Origin of the sequence: Brasilonema sennae CENA114 (genome assembly GCF_006968745.1) — a bacterium.
In the GTDB taxonomy this organism is placed as follows: Bacteria; Cyanobacteriota; Cyanobacteriia; order Cyanobacteriales; family Nostocaceae; genus Brasilonema; species Brasilonema sennae.
The window spans coordinates 2,447,353-2,464,296 of the sequence record NZ_CP030118.1 but is presented as its reverse complement, the minus strand read 5'-3'; the positions used below and the strand labels follow the sequence as shown (position 1 = coordinate 2,464,296).

Here is a 16,944-nt window from a genome sequence, read left to right as displayed (position 1 = left end):
CTGGGAACGGAAGTCTTTGGGTTCAAAACCCCACCGTCTATACGGGAGCCAGTACTGTGGGAGGGTTTGCCTCCGCAGGATAAGAGCGTTGTCTTCAATTCGGTGGGGTCTGAATCCAAGGGCGGAAGTGATTCTGAGTTCTGCGTTCTGACAACTGAGTTCTTCTTCAAAAAATCTTAGATCTACTTTGTTGATTGACATGAAACTTTACTATATCACCTTGAATAATTCAGATGAAGCACGTCAGATCGGTCGTGCTTTGTTGGAACAAAAACTAGCTGTTTGTGTTAATTGGTTTCCCATTACCTGCGCTTATATATGGAAAGGAGAAATTACAGAAGAACCAGAAGTCGTTTTGATTGTAAAAACTCAATCAGGTTATCGGGAGCAAATTGAAGAAGTGATTCTCCAGCATATTACTTACACTAACTTTATTGCAGAAATCTCACCTACAGAAATAAACAAAGGCTTCTTAGAATGGCTGAATGCTGAAGTTCCTTTACCTCTAAAAAAACTAGAGCGACTAAATTGAAAAACCAAGAACCCCGATTTATCACCAGAAGTCGGGGTTCTTATTTATGACGGATGTAAGCGTTTCGATTAAACAAAGGTAGGCAATCGCTAACATTAAAAGCCGCTGCTAATTCCACATCGAACTAAAAACCTTTGCCAATCAACTCTTTTCCAGAACTGCATTGTTTCATATATGTTAATAAATCATGCTTAAATGCATGAATGCATGAAATGCTACTACAGCAGTTTCTGCTTCTGGTGAAAGACTGCCATTTAGAGCGTATTGCAAGTTTATGAGGCACACCATCTAGTCATGATTGTAAGACCTAACGGTTGTTAGCCTTGTCATTGGCATACCTCACTTACCTGAAAGTGCTGTAAATCACTAAGAATTGCCCCTGCGTCAATTAAATCTTCAAACCCACATTCCGCACCTAGAACACCGATTCAGTATTCATAATTGTGACTAAAAAACCCGGTTTTTTATTGTTGAGTTAACGAAACTTCGGTCTTCCCAGTAACAGAAACCGGGTTTTTGGGATTAGTGAATCGGTGTTCTAGTAGGACATAATTTATAAAAACCGTATTTTCATTCCTCATGGAACTTGCGCTGAATAAGCGTTTTACAAAAAACAAAAACACGGGTTTTAACGATTAAGAACTATTAGTAGTGTCACATAGTATGAACTGTGAGCGTCTGGGTTGCCTTATAGTATTTTGGTACTAGATAAAATCAAAAAACGAAGAGGTGGGATCCTCCAGCAGGGAGCGTTAGCATTGCTGATCGCCAACAAACGAACCAACCCAATCTAAAATCTAAAATCGCAAATCTAAAATTGACGGATTGAAGAATTAATTTCGTCCTAAAAGGACGAGGCTTGTACCGACTAACCCCAATCTAAAATCTAAAATCTAAAATCTAAAATCGTTTCGGTCATTTTGCCTAAACAAGGAGCATTTGCGCTGTGCGCAAATGCTCCTTGTTGATTGTAATGTCGTGCCAGACCACGAATCCAGCCCCGACTGTAGCCTGTTACTTCGGCTAGTTCTGCCGTTGTCTTTCCTTTGGCTAATAGCCAAATTATTTGATAATGGCGGCTTTCAACTACGTCAGAACACTCACGATAACGTTGTTCAAGTTCCTCAACCCTCATGTGAGGTTGAATTGTTACAAGTTTCGGCATTAGCGATCGCAACTGGTAAACGCACACTTACTTTATTAAACACTATTCAACCGGACTTAATATTACTAACTGCCGCAGCCAGCTTCTGGTTCGCAATCATACCAGATACGTTAAGATCTTCTATCCGAATGTTGTACGCTTTGCGACTCATACCAATTCTCCATGAAGATGCACTTAATATTTATTAAACGAACCGCCAAGACGCCAAGAACGCCAAGAATTAAAGAGTAAGTATTAAGTGCAAGTTTACAGAGAACTGGTATCAAATCAGTAGTCATATTCTGCGTTGTATCTTGACGAATATTAGAGATACGCAGGTGTTGACGAGACAATCTGATGTAGTATTTTGTAACTTTGTTAGAGGCTATAATTTGAAATTTTTTATTACCTAAAACTTTGTTACGATTACGCCACTGGAGCTTACCGAGCTTGGTTTTCGCAATCATTGTGGTAACGGGTATATCGTACTTACTGCCATCACTAACAGTCGCTAAGCACTTTACTCCCAAATCTACTCCTGCTATGAGGACAGGATGAACAATAGGAGGTATCTTGAGAGCACCTAAAACAAAAGAAACGAACCACTTGTCCGCAGAGATCGAAACCGTAAAAGTTTGAAAACTACAAATAAAATCGATTCGTTCTTTAAGTCTAAATGTTTTTAATCCAGGCAGCTTAATCTGTTTTCCCGCAAGAATTGTTACTCGGTTAGTGAAAGGAAGAGGAGGTTTACCTTTTTCTGGATACACTCCTGCTGTTTTATAAACAGTGAAAGAATCTCCTTTCTTTTTGGACTTCTTCTGAGGGAATTCTGCTAATCCTTCTCGCCACCGATAAACAGCGTTCTTCAAGTCAATAAATGCAAACTAATAAATAGTTGATGGGTACTTTTTCATCCAACTATTCTCAGGTTTTTGCATCGTAACTTGAGTGAACACTTTCTTGATAGCATCTATTCGCTTAGAATCGCTAGCCTTTATTTCTGGAAATTGCCAGCTAGTAACCAACAAGTCTAAGCCAAAGTTGTAGATTATCCTCTTAAATCCAGCAATGCCGCGCATTTGAGAGATTTCTTTGTTATTTAGTTTTAGCTCTCTTTTTATCGCGTACATAGCTAAACTTATTTAAACTTACCTAAGTCTATCAGATTCCTTGCACGGATCTATACCATCAACAATTTTCTTCACTTTTGTTTTATATTTACGTAATCCGTACAACCGAGACGATAAACAGTGGATAATACAAAGCAAATCTGCTGTCAATTTCTCTTGAGGAGAAAGCGTTTGGCCGTTAGCATCTGGTTCAACCGCATGAGTTGTAAAACTACTGCGGTTTCGATATCGCGCTAGCTGGCTTACTTAATAATTATTTTTTTTAATAAAAAAATAATATCTTTGATTAGGATTATTATTGGCGAAATTCTTGAAGAAAAGACTGATTTATGTATTATTTTATATACAAAACTTTCAGGACAAGAAAACATTCTCTAAGGCTAATAGTTTGATAATGAAAGAGTTGAAAATTAACGATAGTTTTTAACTACATCTGTTGGTAGAGTTAAAATTAACACGAATCATGCTAAAGACGGATGAAAACTCAATGATTAAAATTTAAAAAAATAATACAAAGATTAAAAAAAATCCCAGTTTTAATGAACACAATCTGTATGTTTTCCTGGAGACGAAAAAATGGTTTCTATGGAAAGTAAGTGCTTCCAACAAGTTGCTGACTTTCCAGTTGCACAACTTCACGGGGGCTTTTCCCAAACTCTAGTCCAAACGCCGCCTTCACCATATTGTGAAGTTTGCGTGATTGTTCCAGTTCGCAACGAAGCTGAGACGTTGACACAAACTCTTGCTGCTTTGGCATATCAGGTTGACTTAGAAGGGCAGCTTTTAGACTCTAAACGCTACGAAGTTATCTTGCTGGCAAATAATTGTAGCGATGATTCGGTGGCGATCGCCCAGAATTTCGCTCAACAACATCCATCTTTTGCACTCCACGTAATTGAAAAAACATTACCCCCGACAGAAGCTTACATTGGTCGAGTGCGTCAGATTTTGATGGATGAGGCATATCACCGCTTGAGTCGTTTAGGACGCACACGAGGGATCATTGCCTCAACCGATGGGGACTCGCAAGTCAGCCCCACTTGGATTGCAGCCAACCTACATGAAATTGCTTGCGGTGCTGATGCAGTAGGAGGACGGATTATCACAAACCAAGTTGATCGTGCTGCCTTAGATCCCTACGCTAGAGCCTGTCATCTACGTGAGGTAGGCTATCGTTACTTGATTACAGAATTAGAATCTTACATCGATCCCGACCCTTATGACAGTTTTCCTCGGCACTACCAACACTACGGGGCAAGTTTTGCGGTGACGGCACAAATGTATGCACTTGCAGGAGGTTTACCCCCCGTCCGTACTCCCGAAGATGTTGCATTCTATAACGCTTTAGTCCGGGTGAATGCCCGTTTTCGTCATAGTCCGCTAGTACGGGTTGTGACTTCAGCCAGACAAACTGGACGTACAGACATTGGTTTGGCAAACCAGTTAAGTAAGTGGTCACAAATGGGACAGCAACAGCAATCATTTTTGGTTGAATCCGCAGCTGCAATTGAAACTCGTTTCCAAGCGCGTCACCAATTACGAAAAATGTGGTCGTGTGTTCTCAACGGCTTGAAGCCAAGTTATATGCACGTAGCACTTTTGGCAAATACGCTGGGAGTTCCGACGCTATGGCTTGTCGAAGAATTTGCACAACCATATACCTTTGGTCAGTTGTTTGAACAAGTTGAACAACGCTCTTTACTCGAAGGTATATGGCTTTCTCGCTGGGAAAATGTGAAAATTGAACAGGCTATTCAGGATTTACGCTTGCGTGTTGAAAGTTGGCGTCGAGATAATAAGCTGTTGCGCTTTAAATCTTGATGTCCCAAACCGTTGCTCTAAGCTTTCCGTTCGTTTATTTTCGAGGGGTGCCTCTATTATGTTGTATGTTTTACTCCGGTTCTTCCTGGTTTGTTTCTGGTTCTGCAATTAATTCATCCAAACTATCTGGAAATGTTAAGCGTGCTACCATCTTGGTAAAAACTTGATAACAATCATCCTTTGCTCCCTCTTTGCGGGGAAATCCTAGCCACAAAATCACAATTGCCTTTAATTCTCGGGTATCAAATGCTCGAAAAAACAAGCGATATCTTTGCGGTAAAGCCATCTTCTTTACCCGTCCGTAGCGCTTTAATGCTCCCGTCAAAGCAAAATTGCTGCCAAATGGATCGCAAGGAATTTTAGTTTCAATTGCAACAGTAATTGCTGCAAATAACTTCACTGTTGGATGGGTTTTAAACTCACTTTCTGGTAACTTTTGCTGTAAATTACAAACACGGTCAAATAATTCTTGATACTGAGTTCCAAAGAGTTGTGGGTGAAAATAAATCTCCCAGCCATTACTGACAAACTTAGCCATCTTCCAACGATTCGTCCTCTAATTCCACACCCTCAATCAATTTATGTGCAGCTTTGGACATCTCAGTTGTGTAAGGTTGCAGGGTATTATTTTTCAAAGCTTCTGCCGTCGCAAAATCGAGAAACAGGCGCATCACTAGGGAATCTTCCTCATCCTCGTGATCAACCGATTCGGGAATAATCTTGACGATCGCAGTATCAGGGGACAATACTTCTATCCAACCTGAAGCATTAGCAAACTGGGGATGTTCGCGGTAAAACTCCGCAGGTAGGCGAAATCCGGCGCTGTTACCAATTTTGGTGCTACGAATTTTGTAAGAGTCGCTCATTATGTATGTACTGGATGTACTTACATAATAGTGGAATTTTGGCTCAAAACACCCGTTCAAACACGTCAAGCCGATACTCTTCTTCCCGTTTACCTTTTAAATGCCGCAGGTGAGTAGGTGTCAAATCAAAAAAGGAGTCGTGAACCTGATCGCCATTGAGGGGATAATCACGAGCATATTGTGTCCAGTGAACTAAAAGTAGATGTCCCCCTGGTTCAAGGTGTTTGAGAATGCACTGTTGAGCTTTTTTGAGATCTTCCCAGCACCAGTAGTAACCAACTTCAGAAACCACAGTCAAATCAAACATTTCCTCAGGATACTCTTCTGGCAAACACATAATTTCAAAGCGCACCTGCGGTAAGTGTTGACAGCGTTGAATTGCTTTTTTCTGAGCTATTTTTGATACATCAACAGAAAGTAGCGAGTCGCAACGTTGGGCTAACTTTTCTGTCAAAACACCGATAGATCCACCAATTTCAAAAGCATAATGATAGCGCTGTTTGGGTAAAGCTGCGATTGTGGCAGTATATTTTTTATTTTCGTATTCGCTCGTTTCAAACTTCCACGGGTCGGGGTTAGTACCATAGAGCGTTTCAAAATAACTCGCTGGCAGGGAATTGTTTTGTACCTGCAACGGTTTGTGCTGGTTGGGGATGCTGGCAGTATCCAGGGCTTTTAAAAAAGATTCAAAGTCTATAAAGTCTGGTATAATACACTCAACACCAGCATTTTCTAAGAGCGGCTTTTGTGTATCGCTGGCGACACCAACAAAAGGTAGTTGCAGTTGGATAGCAGTCAAAACATCCCAAATGCCATCGCCGATGCAAACAATTCTTTCAAAATCAGGCTGATCGTAGAACGCCTTAGCTCTCGACACACCGGTTTTCACAATATCTTCTCGGGAGATGCTATCATCAGCAAACGCTGCTGGTAGTTGCGTTATATCTAACCCCGCCGCTTGCAGCTTCATCTCGGCTGAAGCACGCCATCCGCCTGTAGCAATTGCGATCGCCCAATCTTTTGTTTGGGCTAGGTGCTTTAACATCACACAAGCTCCAGCTATTTCGATAAATGATGCAGGAGTTTCTATATAATGACTATGCAATAACTCTACAAAGCATTGCTGCAATTGGCATAACTCAGTGGTTTGGGGAACACGTCCCCAGTTGTGCTGAAAAATTTGCAAAGCTATCCCAGAGTCAGTGGTATGTCCATAGGTAGACCAGTTCGTGTTTATTTCTTTGATTTTAAATTCGTTGGCAAATGCTTGTACGAAGCATTGGCTATCTACATCATTTGTTTGAGTTAGCGTTCCATCAATATCAAAAATTGCCAGTTTCATAGTTCTTAAATTTTGGCTTCTAAATAAACTTCCCAAGAACGGGTAAAGTTCAAAAGCATTTCCGGAGTCAGGCGAAAGCCTTCTGGATCATCATCAATTAAATCTGTGGTTTGCGAGCGATAGGCGGCGATCGCTCGCTGTTTCAATTGCACTACCCCGCTAATATCCAATCGCCAACTTGTGACTTCAAGAGATTCTGGTAAGCTTCCTCGTTGCTCTGGATCCCAATCCCAAATAGGATACTCGATTAATTGCGGTGATAGACGTGAGTCAGACAGCGCGGTGTGAATTAACTTCCAAGTGGCTCGATGATCTGGATGAGGATCGTAGCGCCACGGTAAAAAGATCATTCGCGGGGCAATTTCTGATAAATAAGTAACGCAAGTCGTCACAGCACCTTTATACTGTGCTGAAATTGATCCATCTTGCAGACGTAAAAAAGTGACAGCGTTTGCTTCCACTCCTAATACAGAAAGCGCCGAGAGTGTTTCACTTTCCCGCAATGCCTGCAGCGCAGGTGCGGGAAATTTCTGGGAATTAGCGTGTGAAAGAGTACCGTTACTAATGACCAAAACACGTACCATCAAATTGAGAGAACGTAGTAAGGCGATCGCACCACCACAACCTAGTGTCTCATCATCGGGATGAGGGGCAACGACTAACGCCGAACCACAAGCAATCTCCTTGAGTGAACGCCAAGGCAAACTATTAGAATCAGTGAGTGGTGATGCAATCGTAACCTGGTTATTCATGCTGACCTCGCGGGAGTGTGGAAACCGTGATCCTAAAGACCACGGAGGAAACACGACACGGTTGATTTATCAACCGTCAAATGCTCCAAATTAGGCATACGAGTAACCGTCCTTTTTGTGAATGTGCTTGCAATATTTGTGATTAATCCCTTGAAGTAACCCGTTCTTGGTTGAAATATTGAAACTACCTGTTGCACGAGTTGCAATTCTTCCAACGTATCCGCCTACTTTTTTACCTGACGTGACAACAGCTTTAACAATATCGCCAGTCTGAAAACCAAAGTGAAATTTAGTTCTGGAACAGTGACGATTCGGAAATCCAAATTTATCAGTGCGGCATGATTGGCGTGTACCGTGACCATTAGCAGTAATCAACAAAGGTTTAACGCCTTTGATATTAAGAATTGGTGTTGACTTTCCAACGCAAGCAGCGTCTAACCAATGTAGTTTCACTAAATTCTGTTGATTACGGTTAAATTTAGTTAATCCTCCTGAACCAGTTTCTACAGGAAATCCTGTTGCTTTTAAGACTTCTAACAACGTAAATCTAGTTGTATTGACTGCTGCAGCATCAGCCAATGGTCTTTTTGCTTGTTTCAAGATTTTTTCTAACCTTGCAGAGTTTTTTTTGAAAAAATCCTTGATATCTTTAGTCCCTTTCTTTGTGTTGCATTTCTCGCAACTCAATGTCAAGTTTGTAATTGAGTTCGTTCCTCCTTTTGCTCTCGGGTAAATGTGTTCTATTTGTAGTGGAACATCTTTGACTCCACAGTAAGCACATTGTCGATTCCACTTTTCTAACAAAAACTCCCGTGTTTCGTAACCTGCAAGTGTGCCTTGCTGATACTCTTTACCTTGGATATCTGGATTCCGCATTAATTGCATATCAAAACGCACTAACTCTTGGCTAATTGCGTTAATTGATGTAAGTTTACGTAATCTGTTTACCCAAGTCTTAATATTTTCAACACGACTTTGTAAGCTTGGTGCTAACCATCCGTCAGGTCGTGTTCTATTTAGAAAACGTGGTTTACGATATCTCGTTTGTCGGTTTCTTCTACCTCTACGAAGCTGTCTTCTAGAAGTTAAGGCAAACGAAATTGCAAAACCTCTATGCTTCAATTCAGCAGCGAAGACAACTTCACCAGTCGAATCGTTGACTAATGCAATTCCTGTATGTTTTGCACCTGGGTCAATCTTTAATCTGAGTGGTTGAATTGGTGCGTCTGGACGTGATTCTTTAAGAATCAACGTGAAAGGAAACCGTTTAAATATGGCTGCTTTTTTGTTTCGCAATAATTGCCTCGCTTGTGCTGGGTGAACTGGATTTAATGGTCGTTTTTCTAAGTCAACTACAAACACTTTGGACATGAAGTCCCTCCTTTCGGGTAATGTTAGCCTGGACAATGTTATTGGTCGGTACTATGTCAAAGGCACTAGCTTTAAACCTTTATGCTTGTTTAACCTTCAACTTCTAGAGCCTGGAACTGGCTACGCATTCCAGGGTAGGTTCTTTAACGACTTGCCAATAACGTAGTACTCAAGGTACTTAGTCGGGTAAGCTAGGCTTCAACATTTGCTGAAGCCCCCAGATTCAATCTGGGGGTTGCTTACTATTCCAAAGCAAGTGAGCAGGATGAGTTTCAGCTAGGACATACTGTCCAACATTGGCAAGGGCTGCATCAAAGGCAGGTTGACGTAGGTACAAAGTTAAATCCCGGATGATGCGTTCCATCGGATTTGGTGGTAGTAAACCGCGAGTGCCAATACAGCGCTCACAAATTTGCATCGTGTCAATGCAAATTTGTTCAATTGTCGTCCGCACCATATTTGCATAGGCGACAAGTTGGTCTGCTTGCGGGTTGTTAACACTGGGATAACCCCCAAACACAGGCGCATAAGCTGCTACCATATCAGCAGCACCACGTAGCCACAGATGACCACTTTCAATGGCGATCGCCATCCTGCCCAGCCGTTCTTTTTGGTATGGATCGTTTGTATATTCCATTTTCTGGAGATACTGGCGAGTTAAGTCAAACAGTGCCTCTGCCCCACCCAATTGCACCGCAGCAAAGCGAACGACTCCCCCAGACAACCAAGGCTGGCGAAAGTAGTCTCCTGGCTTAGCAATTAATGAACTTTCTTCCAACTCCACGCCGCTAAAATTTACTTTGTAGCTAGCAGTTGCTCGCATTCCAGAAGGTTGCCACCAATTAGGATCACTGAGTGTGGTAACTTGATCCATTGGCACAATGAACATTTGCCAACTACCATCGGGTAACGCTCCATTCACAAAGGGACGCTCAACATAGCCAGATCCCGAACAAAAGGTTTTAGAACCTTCCAGACGATACTTACCATTGTCAAGAGGGATAATCTTGACACCATCAGACGCTTCGGCATTCCAAACGCCAAAAATTTTGTGGCGATCGCGGGCATCACAAGCATAACTTGCAATTTGTTCTCTAGTTCCAAAAGTCTGAATCAGTTGCAGTGCATTGACGTGCCCCTCATAAACTCGACCCACCGCCAAATTCCCACGCCCCATCTGCTTTAATAGCATTAGTGATTCGTAGGTAACATTGGCATCAATACCTGCACCCCACCCGCCTAACTCTCGCTGCAAAGGTGCAGCCAACAAGCCTGCTTTTGCAATTCGCTTAAACTCGCTCTCAGGAAAAGCGCCATTGTTATCAATCGCAGCCGCGTTAGCTGCACAATAATCAGCAATTTCTACAGCATGTGTTAAGGCATCAGCAATGCTTGAGGTGTGACATTCCTGGATGACGACATCCTTGGATAGTTGAGCGGTAATAGTCGCCTCCTTTACATAATATTTCTTGATATATTGCTGAAGATAATAAAATTTAGTAGGTAAATACCTCTATCTTGGGATGGTATCTGTTGAGAGAGGGATTAAGCCTCACATTTGGTTAGAAGAAGTAGGGATATCAGAAAATTAATTTAGCGCAGCAAGAAAAGCACGGCATTGCCGTGCTTCTACGGAAAAAGAACAAGCACATCACCTGATTTACTATACGTACTTTCCTGGCTGAGAAAACCAGCCCTGAGGTTGATTTCAATTGCTTGACGAGTACTAAGGCGGGGATGAATCACCTCTGTAACAGCAAACCAACCAACAGAGATGTTCACTTCAAGGTAATTTTTCGTAACATGTTGATGTCGATGGTGATTGCCGTACCCTGGATTTGTCCACCTCTAAGGGGATAGTATGAGACAAATCCACGGCTTGGACTGTCGAAGAGATAACCACGAGGTGAAGCTGAAATTTTGCCCTGCTTGACTAAAGACATGAAGGCTGAAAGATATCTGCGTATACTTTGACGATTACCTAGAGTTGCGTTTGTATGGTTCTTAATCAGCATCATGAACAAGTCCAAGCTGCGGTTATCTTGTCCGTTAATTAAACTACCGTTTTCTAGGAAAGAACTTGCTACGACTTTTCCATCAATTTGTTGCACTTTAAAGAGAGTATAAGAGCGCGATTCTTTCTTGGGATCGTTCACATAACAGACCCAATCACCGTTTGGGTTTTGTATAAAACCTTGTTGCGCAAGGTAGGAAAGCGGGGAATTGGTTGGTTGATTTGGTAGTTGATTTGGTGGAGTTGGTAATAAATCCGCTACTGGATCGAAAGAGCAAATTCTTTGTTGTGTTCTCTGTTGAGGACTAGTGGGAACTCCTTCTGCTAGTACCATAGAAGAAACAGTAGTAAACGCAGACGCAGAGACAGCGAATGCGCTAAGCAAACGAATAATTATATTCATCTTTCTTGTTTATAAGTAATTATTAGGACACCTTTTCGTAGTGGTCAGGCGTCTTTTAGTTCTTAATACTTTAATTCAATTCCCTAATGCTCTTTCCGGAAAAAGTCTGAAAACACATTTTATCTGTTTTGTTTGATTTTTAGTATGACTATAAACGTTGGAAGAGAAAACAATTAGTAAAAAATTATATATAGTAATCCTAAATGATTTGTGAGATCAACAAACCCGCTATCTCCCAGATACCGTGTTTAATCGGCTCAGTATTTTCTTACAAATGATTCTGGATTGCTATATATTGGAATCAAATTTTACTGTTTGAAACATTGTTTAGTTATTTAAGGTATTTTTAAATACTTATTTTTGTATAGGACTCATCTTTGATTTTTGACGAAGCTAGGTACACTTTCTGTTAAGCGTTCCCTGTTCCCTACCTCGACGAGTCAATTCAGAAATCAAACCGGATTCCTATAGTTTCGCTTGGTTTGTTAATACATCTGGGTTTTAGTCATTTTTGCGCATTTAGCGTACTTTAATTGCCCTGCAAAGGTTTGAGGCTTGTTTTTACCTCAAAAAGTAATAGCTTTATCGTTGATATTCCCAATGCTCAACTGTGCTTACCGTCGGGTGAGCCATTCACATTCCGTTCAGAGAAACCAATTGCGGATATTACTGAGATAAGCATAACGAACTTTGACGCCAAGACTATCCGGGTAAGTGTGATAGATGAAGCGAGTGCACCAATAGTCGAGTTGTTTGATAGTCCTAATGAGGGTCTTATCTTCTCTGTTGCAAGTACTGCATCCTTAGCACAACAGGGGCAGCAACCTCAAACACAATCACCTACACAGCAACAGCAAACCAAACATAACCAACTCAACCATTATCTTCTGGTGATGAACCAATTGAACTAGTGGTGACAGGGCAGCAAGATGGATATCGTGTCCCCAATACGAGAATTTTCCGATCCGACGCGGACACACGTGACATGAAACTTTTTCAAAGATGCCAGCAAACTCCAATTCAAAACCCAGAACAAAAGCTTGGATCAGTCAACGGGAATTTCTGAACTGGCTACTAAGTTCTGGGTTGTGAGTTTTTTATTGGTCAGTTGATCAGTTAAATTTCAGCCGAAGCCCGCTCAATCAATCGACGTGCTAAAGTTTGTGTACCTGTATGTTCGTAGTAATTCGTCGATACATCCAGGAACGCAGCCAGGTAGTCTAGCTTATCATCTGCAAAGTCAACAAAATTTTGCAAGTTGTTAGCTACCTTTTGTGGTGTTAAATTCTTGGAAGAGACTAAACCACTCATCCAACCACTGACTGAGTCAAAGCTTTGACCGATAAAGTTCAGTTTGCTGCTAGAATCATTACCTGGAATTGCGTCTTTAATATTCGCAAAGGTTGAGTTTTGATCTAACTCCTGAGGACTTGTGTGATTAAGTCTAGATAGTGCACTACTGATGAAGTCTGGACCTAAGGGTATCAAACCATCAAAACAAACTAATGCAGCCATGCGGATGAACGACTCACCGCTGTATTCACCCAAAGAGCCGACAAAATCGCCAATGCTGTCTCCGGGAATACCGTTAATTTGACAGAAGGCTACTAACTCAGCAACTAATTTTAAGCACAAGTCTATGGTTTGTGCTTTTTCAGCTTTGGGAGTGACTCGGTTTAAAAAACCCAAAAGGGGAATTTTCTCACCCACTTTGTTTGCTAAAGCTGCTGCACCAAGTGCTTTATCTGTGCTATCAACGGTTTGATAAAGCCACATGGCTCGTTGATATCCTTGAGAGCGATCGTTGTAGAGATAAACCGCTCGATCGCCTATTTGTTGAATCAGCTCTTCGTCGTCTTCACCAGTGACAGTTTTGATCGTGTTGACAAAGCCAACTACATTTTGCCACTCACCAGGAGCAACAAAATCGAGCGATCGCAATGCCGAAATCGTTAAGTTGTTAGTTGGTAATTCATCAACCAACTCAAAAATTGATTTACTCACAATATAGACTCCTACTTAATTATTTTCTGCTTACTCAGGATTTCAGTTGTCGAAGTCCATGATCTATTTAGTTTTAGCAAGTTGCGCCAAACCATTTAAGTTAAATTTCTGTATCCAAGCTTCGCGTTCAGCCTCTGTAAATGACGCATCGCGAGATTGCACTTTCACTTGATAGCGATTCCCTACTAAAACAGCAGTACCAGTACTTCCCTGACTAACAGCTGGATATCCGGCTATTGTTTTTGGGCTATTTACGAATTTTGCCGCTGGGTTTGTAGCGCCTTTAACTCCTTGTGTATCATTAATCGATAGTACAGCTAAGTCTTTGCCATCTCTTTTCAACTTCGCTTCAGCAAAGCCTTTCTTCTCTTGGGTGTAGACGCGCTCATAGCCAGCCCCAGCAGCTGGGAAAAATTTGTTAAATTCGCTACCTTGGGTTGAATCTTTAGCAATTGCCTGGCCACTTTTTTGTCGGGTGCTTTCCTGCTGTGCCTGGTCAAAACGTCCAGGAGTCTTTGGCGCACAGGCTGTGGTAAACAGTAATAAACATAACAACAAAGCTGCGAAAATTCTTCGGGCACGGGGCAAAAACATCTTGGACTCCTCCTTTTGTTTGACTTTGTGTGAAAATTATCAACGTTTGTTCTGGCTAATACCTGGAAAATTTACTTTTTAACTGAGCGAATACCGATGACTAAGAACTACGGTAAGCAATAACAGCATAAAACGGATCGCCTCCTGCGACACCCATCCACTGTAATAAATTAGGAAGGGATGAGCGACGAGCAATTACTTCTGGAGGCGTAAGTCCTGGAAGTGCAGAGAAATAGCTTTTTACCAATTCCACTCTACTGGCTTCTGTACCCTCTCGCCATGCTTGAATCGCTTTTTGAAAAAACATCCGATTGGAAAAGCTGAAAATTGCCACACCACGAGGTTTGAGGATGCGGTGAATTTCTGAAAAGATCGCTTCTGGATATTGCAAATACTGTACTGAAACGCAGTTAAGAACGGCATCAAAACTTTGGTCTTCCAGAGGTAGTTGAGGATTTTCGTTGAGATTTTGGACAAAATAATGATTGAACCGAGGATTTCGTGCAAGTTCCTCTGCGTTGAGTCCGTGTCCTTCAACATGGGCAAAAGATATCTCTTCTGGCAGATGCGACACCCAACTGCTCATCATGTCCAAGATACGAGTGTTGGGTTTGAGGCGCTCGCGATATAAATCCGTTAGCTGTTGGATAAAGCCATCGTCTACATGAGTGACGAAGCGCGGATGTTCATAAAATAGCTTGTCGTCTGTACTGTCTTGCTTAGTGCGTTCCTCTGGTTTAAGCGCCATAAATATCTTTCAAGTTTCTCTAAAATTTTGTCAATTTTGATTGCGTTTGGTGGAAACAATTGATATACCACCATACGTATTCTAAAAATAGACACAAAAATATTCATGACCCAAAAGAAGAATTTGGCTGCGCACAATTCAATGTTATATAAACTGCAATTTCTTCGTCCAACCAAGATAACCATCAGTATTTTACGTGGTTTTCCCCACATTTTATTGTTAATTTGGTTACTCCCCTTATTACTGTTTGGTTCTGGACAGAGTAGCCTGATGGCTCATGATGAAGGGCTTTACGCTTGGCGATCGCGCCTAATGATAGACACTGGTGATTGGATACATCCTTGGACAACTCCCCACCATAAAACTCCTGGTCCCTATTGGTTAATCGCCAGTAGTTACACATTGTTTGGCATTAATGAAGCGAGTGTGCGCTTGCCAAGTATGATTGCTGGTGTGCTGAGCGTACTACTTCTGTATGAAATAGGCAAAATCCTGATTGGGAAAAAAATTGCTTGGCTTGCGGCTGCAATTTTGAGTGTAGAATTTCTCTGGCTGCAATACAGTCGTTTAGGCACACCAGATGTGCCTGTGATTTTCCTAGTTCTTTTAGCGATTTGGTCTTTATTAAAAGCTGAATTACACCCAAAATATCGCTTTACTTGGTGCTTTCTAGCTGGTTTTAATTTTGGCTTGGGCTTTTTAGTCAGAAGTTTTATGATTTTTGTCCCAATCATAGCTTTGTTACCTTATCTCATATGGGAGCATCGCCGTCATCGTCATCTTACAAACCCGATGTTGTATTTCGGGTTTGTGGTAGGGTTAATTCCCACCTTTATCTGGCTATGGCTGAGTTGGTTGCGATACGGTAGTGGTAGTTTAGGACAATTAATTTACTTTGTTCTCAAATTAGGATCTAGTGAACGCATACACAATGGGTTAGGGTTTTATTTCTGGGATATACCCATAAAAGCGTTTCCTTGGGGTTTTTTCAGTTTTTTAGGGTTATTTTTGCTCATTCGTCGTCCGATTCCTCGCTATCAACTAGTATTGGTTGGTTATCCCCTCACTTTGTTCGCTGAACTAAGTCTTTTTTCCACCCGTTTATCCCATTACAGTCTTTTGCTGTATCCATTTATCGCTTTGCTTGCTGCTGTAGGGTTAAATTGGCTGAGTGCAGGGATCAGGAGGGAGGAAGGGAGAAAAGGAGAGAGGGACAGAGGAAAGGATATTTTCCCACACTCGTATACTGCCACACTGCCACACTGCAACACTCCCTCATCCCCAGTTCCCTCCTCTTCGCTTCTTCGCAATCTGAGTTATGGCTTTGGTATGTTCGGTGTTTTGCTGTTAGTGGTGGGAATGGTTGCTTTTGTTTGGGGTGAGACAGCGCTGCGGGAGGGGAGCCAGTCCGTTGCGGAGCCAGTGCTGAAGACGGGTTTCCCGTCGCAGGCATCTGGCGTTGGGGTTCCCAAGGCAGCTTTTGGGGGGAAGCGGAGGAACATAACGTGCCGCCCCGTTGTAGGACCTGGCGTTTTCCCTCCGCAGGCGACTGCGAACCCGAAGGGTGATGCACAAGTCCATAAGTACGCGATCGTGGCATTGGTATCAGGAGCCAGTTGGTTAATATTACCTTTAGTGTGGATTGGTCCTTACCAATTGGGCAAAAAGTTTCTGACTTCTGGTTACTGGTTAGCGAGTTGGTTAGTTCCTATGTGGATATCTTTGGCTGCTGCTAGTTGTAGTGGCTTTATCGGCGACTACAATCCTGATGTCAAAGCTTTGATCCAACAGCCTGCGATCGCTCAAGTTTTACACTCATCTGTTATTAATTTTGTAGACATACGAGGCAAATCTGACGTATTACTCAAATTTTATACTCCTCATCACGGCAAGCGAGTACAGCAAGTTTCGCAACTTCCAGCCTTAAGCTATGCTTGGGTTTCTAGCAAACAAATGGCTAATTTATCTCAGCGTTATCGAGTTCTTGGTACTGTGCAAGATGTCAGTTTAATAGAAGTTATCAATCAATTTTGAATTTTAGTTGAGTTTTGTAAACTTTAATTGAGTAAAAGCTAAGTAAGATAAAAAATAAAGTACTGGGTAATATGGTGCTGCATACTAGTTCAGGAATACAAAATCTTACATTGGAGATTTGGGGCAAAGTCGCCGAACGACTTTGGGAACAAGTAAAACATTAATGTTCAGTATTGTATAAGTTGT

General features: G+C 41.8%; 18 protein-coding genes. 4 read left to right on the top strand and 14 right to left on the bottom strand.

The genetic code is table 11. The features are described 5' to 3' along the window. Positions 1-199: 199 nt before the first annotated feature. Complete coding sequence (gene cutA, locus DP114_RS10495) at positions 200-532, top strand: divalent-cation tolerance protein CutA (protein ID WP_171976053.1); 333 nt, start codon at positions 200-202, stop codon at positions 530-532. Positions 533-1,418: 886 nt separating this feature from the next. On the opposite strand, the gene DP114_RS10490 is transcribed toward cutA, so the two are convergent. The 3 genes from DP114_RS10490 to DP114_RS34355 all read right to left on the bottom strand — a co-directional run bounded on the left by DP114_RS10490 (position 1,419) and on the right by DP114_RS34355 (position 2,809). Next, on the bottom strand, positions 1,419-1,697 hold the full coding sequence (locus tag DP114_RS10490) for a helix-turn-helix domain-containing protein (RefSeq protein ID WP_171976052.1): 279 nt from the start codon (positions 1,695-1,697) through the stop codon (positions 1,419-1,421). A 110-nt stretch (positions 1,698-1,807) separates the two neighbouring features. Further along, entirely contained in the window at positions 1,808-2,548 is a 741-nt protein-coding gene (locus DP114_RS34360) for a hypothetical protein (protein ID WP_216669988.1), read from the bottom strand. Between the two features lie 15 nt (positions 2,549-2,563). Further along, complete coding sequence (locus tag DP114_RS34355) at positions 2,564-2,809, bottom strand: hypothetical protein (protein ID WP_216669987.1); 246 nt, start codon at positions 2,807-2,809, stop codon at positions 2,564-2,566. A 576-nt stretch (positions 2,810-3,385) separates the two neighbouring features. Here DP114_RS34355 and DP114_RS10480 point away from each other — a divergent pair. Next, positions 3,386-4,630 carry a glycosyltransferase family 2 protein gene (locus tag DP114_RS10480; RefSeq protein WP_246163102.1) on the top strand — a complete coding sequence of 415 codons (1,245 nt, stop codon included), beginning with the start codon at positions 3,386-3,388 and terminating at the stop codon, positions 4,628-4,630. A 70-nt stretch (positions 4,631-4,700) separates the two neighbouring features. Here the strand turns inward: DP114_RS10480 and DP114_RS10475 are convergent, their stop codons facing one another. From DP114_RS10475 to DP114_RS10440, 8 genes are all read right to left on the bottom strand, one after another. Beyond that, on the bottom strand, positions 4,701-5,168 hold the full coding sequence (locus tag DP114_RS10475) for a type II toxin-antitoxin system YhaV family toxin (RefSeq protein WP_171976051.1): 468 nt from the start codon (positions 5,166-5,168) through the stop codon (positions 4,701-4,703). After that, positions 5,161-5,496 carry a hypothetical protein gene (locus DP114_RS10470; RefSeq protein ID WP_171976050.1) on the bottom strand — a complete coding sequence of 112 codons (336 nt, stop codon included), beginning with the start codon at positions 5,494-5,496 and terminating at the stop codon, positions 5,161-5,163. The genes DP114_RS10475 and DP114_RS10470 overlap by 8 nt, the downstream gene beginning before the upstream one ends. 43 nt (positions 5,497-5,539) lie before the next feature. Then, positions 5,540-6,838, bottom strand: a complete 1,299-nt coding sequence (locus DP114_RS10465; RefSeq protein WP_171976049.1) for an SAM-dependent methyltransferase — start codon at positions 6,836-6,838, stop codon at positions 5,540-5,542. Positions 6,839-6,843: 5 nt separating this feature from the next. Beyond that, entirely contained in the window at positions 6,844-7,590 is a 747-nt protein-coding gene (locus DP114_RS10460) for a PIG-L deacetylase family protein (RefSeq protein ID WP_171976048.1), read from the bottom strand. A 90-nt stretch (positions 7,591-7,680) separates the two neighbouring features. Next, positions 7,681-8,961, bottom strand: a complete 1,281-nt coding sequence (iscB, locus tag DP114_RS10455) for an RNA-guided endonuclease IscB (RefSeq protein WP_171976047.1) — start codon at positions 8,959-8,961, stop codon at positions 7,681-7,683. Positions 8,962-9,184: 223 nt separating this feature from the next. After that, positions 9,185-10,375, bottom strand: a complete 1,191-nt coding sequence (locus DP114_RS10450; protein WP_171978160.1) for an acyl-CoA dehydrogenase family protein — start codon at positions 10,373-10,375, stop codon at positions 9,185-9,187. 215 nt (positions 10,376-10,590) lie between these two features. Further along, the gene (locus DP114_RS10445) at positions 10,591-10,743 is read right to left on the bottom strand and encodes a hypothetical protein (RefSeq protein ID WP_169266783.1); all 153 of its coding nucleotides are present in this window, start codon (positions 10,741-10,743) and stop codon (positions 10,591-10,593) included. Beyond that, the gene (locus tag DP114_RS10440) at positions 10,740-11,378 is read right to left on the bottom strand and encodes a hypothetical protein (RefSeq protein ID WP_171976046.1); all 639 of its coding nucleotides are present in this window, start codon (positions 11,376-11,378) and stop codon (positions 10,740-10,742) included. Before DP114_RS10440 ends, DP114_RS10445 begins: the two co-directional genes overlap by 4 nt. Positions 11,379-11,926: 548 nt before the next feature. Between DP114_RS10440 and DP114_RS10435 the strand changes: the two genes are divergently transcribed. Beyond that, positions 11,927-12,289 (top strand): AMIN domain-containing protein, encoded by a 363-nt coding sequence (locus tag DP114_RS10435; protein WP_246163101.1) that lies wholly within the window; start codon positions 11,927-11,929, stop codon positions 12,287-12,289. Positions 12,290-12,494: 205 nt separating this feature from the next. Here the strand turns inward: DP114_RS10435 and DP114_RS10430 are convergent, their stop codons facing one another. The 3 genes from DP114_RS10430 to DP114_RS10420 form a co-directional block, all read right to left on the bottom strand. Further along, complete coding sequence (locus DP114_RS10430) at positions 12,495-13,382, bottom strand: hypothetical protein (RefSeq protein WP_171976045.1); 888 nt, start codon at positions 13,380-13,382, stop codon at positions 12,495-12,497. A 63-nt stretch (positions 13,383-13,445) separates the two neighbouring features. Then, the gene (locus tag DP114_RS10425) at positions 13,446-13,976 is read right to left on the bottom strand and encodes a hypothetical protein (protein WP_169266786.1); all 531 of its coding nucleotides are present in this window, start codon (positions 13,974-13,976) and stop codon (positions 13,446-13,448) included. Between the two features lie 100 nt (positions 13,977-14,076). Continuing rightward, positions 14,077-14,724 (bottom strand): class I SAM-dependent methyltransferase, encoded by a 648-nt coding sequence (locus DP114_RS10420; RefSeq protein ID WP_169266787.1) that lies wholly within the window; start codon positions 14,722-14,724, stop codon positions 14,077-14,079. Between the two features lie 141 nt (positions 14,725-14,865). Between DP114_RS10420 and DP114_RS34845 the strand changes: the two genes are divergently transcribed. Beyond that, positions 14,866-16,758, top strand: coding sequence for an ArnT family glycosyltransferase (locus DP114_RS34845; RefSeq protein WP_246163292.1), 1,893 nt, complete (start codon positions 14,866-14,868; stop codon positions 16,756-16,758). Positions 16,759-16,944 lie beyond the last annotated feature (186 nt).

What these genes read in the sequence shown, in the direction of transcription:
- DP114_RS10465 (WP_171976049.1), bottom strand. Translation starts at nt 6,838, where the DNA reads ATGAAACTGGCAATTTTTGATATTGATGGAACGCTAACTCAAACAAAT.
- DP114_RS10475 (WP_171976051.1), bottom strand. Translation starts at nt 5,168, where the DNA reads ATGGCTAAGTTTGTCAGTAATGGCTGGGAGATTTATTTTCACCCACAA.
- DP114_RS10490 (WP_171976052.1), bottom strand. Translation starts at nt 1,697, where the DNA reads ATGCCGAAACTTGTAACAATTCAACCTCACATGAGGGTTGAGGAACTT.
- iscB (WP_171976047.1), bottom strand. Translation starts at nt 8,961, where the DNA reads ATGTCCAAAGTGTTTGTAGTTGACTTAGAAAAACGACCATTAAATCCA.
- DP114_RS10460 (WP_171976048.1), bottom strand. Translation starts at nt 7,590, where the DNA reads ATGAATAACCAGGTTACGATTGCATCACCACTCACTGATTCTAATAGT.
- DP114_RS34355 (WP_216669987.1), bottom strand. Translation starts at nt 2,809, where the DNA reads ATGTACGCGATAAAAAGAGAGCTAAAACTAAATAACAAAGAAATCTCT.
- DP114_RS10480 (WP_246163102.1), top strand. Translation starts at nt 3,386, where the DNA reads ATGGTTTCTATGGAAAGTAAGTGCTTCCAACAAGTTGCTGACTTTCCA.
- DP114_RS10420 (WP_169266787.1), bottom strand. Translation starts at nt 14,724, where the DNA reads ATGGCGCTTAAACCAGAGGAACGCACTAAGCAAGACAGTACAGACGAC.
- DP114_RS10440 (WP_171976046.1), bottom strand. Translation starts at nt 11,378, where the DNA reads ATGAATATAATTATTCGTTTGCTTAGCGCATTCGCTGTCTCTGCGTCT.
- DP114_RS10425 (WP_169266786.1), bottom strand. Translation starts at nt 13,976, where the DNA reads ATGTTTTTGCCCCGTGCCCGAAGAATTTTCGCAGCTTTGTTGTTATGT.
- cutA (WP_171976053.1), top strand. Translation starts at nt 200, where the DNA reads ATGAAACTTTACTATATCACCTTGAATAATTCAGATGAAGCACGTCAG.
- DP114_RS10470 (WP_171976050.1), bottom strand. Translation starts at nt 5,496, where the DNA reads ATGAGCGACTCTTACAAAATTCGTAGCACCAAAATTGGTAACAGCGCC.
- DP114_RS34845 (WP_246163292.1), top strand. Translation starts at nt 14,866, where the DNA reads ATGTTATATAAACTGCAATTTCTTCGTCCAACCAAGATAACCATCAGT.